Annotated in this window: 1 protein-coding gene; it reads left to right on the top strand. The window is 64.8% G+C overall.

The genetic code is table 11. The features are described from left to right. Window positions 1-234: 234 nt before the first annotated feature. Window positions 235-1151 (top strand): IS110 family RNA-guided transposase (locus tag AC02VZ_RS26015; protein WP_476476557.1); only part of this gene is annotated, 917 nt, incomplete at its 3' end.

Raw genomic sequence — 1151 nt, forward strand, 5'->3', positions numbered from 1 at the left:
TCCATACCTTTCTTCGTGGGTTGCTCACGGTCATTCGTAGGATCGGGACACCCAGGGGCATCGGGTGTGGCTGTCATATTTCTGCCGTTGTAGTGGCTTTGGGAGACTGGCCGCCCGAGGCCCCGCGACGACTCGGCCACTCATTGGGATACGCGAACTGCATCGCTTCGTATGGACACGTCGGCGAGGTCGTCTGCTGGGAAGAAGACTGCACGCACGACTTCGGAGGTGGCTGTGCCCGAGTTGTGGGCCGGTACGGATGCGGGCAAGGGCGAGCATCACTGCACAGTGATCGACAAAGACGCCACGGTATTTCTCACCCGACGGGTGCCGAACAGCGAGACCGAGTTGCTGGAACTCATCGGTGACGTCCTGGAGCTGGCCGAGGGCGAGCCAGTGACCTGGGCGGTGGACCTCAACGCCGGCGGCGCCGCCCTCTTGATCGCACTCCTGGTCAGCCACGAGCAGAAACTGCTCTACATCCCCGGCCGCACCGTCCATCATGCTTCCGCCGCCTACCGCGGCAGCGGGAAGACGGACGCAAAGGACGCCTTCGTCATCGCCGACACGGCCCGCATGCGACGTGACCTGCAGCCGGTGCAGGAACAAAGTGAGATCGCGGTTGACCTGAAGATCCTCACCGCGAGACGCATGGACCTGTCCGCGGATCGCACCCGCGCGATCAACCGGCTTCGCGCGCAGATGCTGGAGTACTTTCCCGCCCTGGAGCGGGCCTTCGACTACAGCAGGTCCAAGGCCGCCCTCGTCCTGCTCACGAAATACCAGACCCCAGCCGCACTGCGACGAGTCGGCCGGGCCCGACTGGTGACCTGGCTGAAGAACCACGGAGTCCGCACCCTCACCACCGCGAAAAGCGCCGCAGACGCGGCCGTGACTGCCGGTGAGGCCCAGCACACGGCCGTGCCCGGAGAGAAGACAGCAGCCAAGATGGTCCACACCCTCGCGAGAGAGGTGATGGCTCTTGACCAGAAGATCGCAGAACTCGAAACCCTGATCGAGGGCCGGTTTCGCGAACATCCCGACGCCCATGTGATCACGTCCATGCCCGGCATCGGCGACACACTCGGCGCCGAGTTCATCGCCGCGACCGGCGGCGACATGAACGCCTTCGCCAGCCCCGACCGGCTTGC

The organism is Streptomyces sp. 3-6 (genome assembly GCF_056323165.1).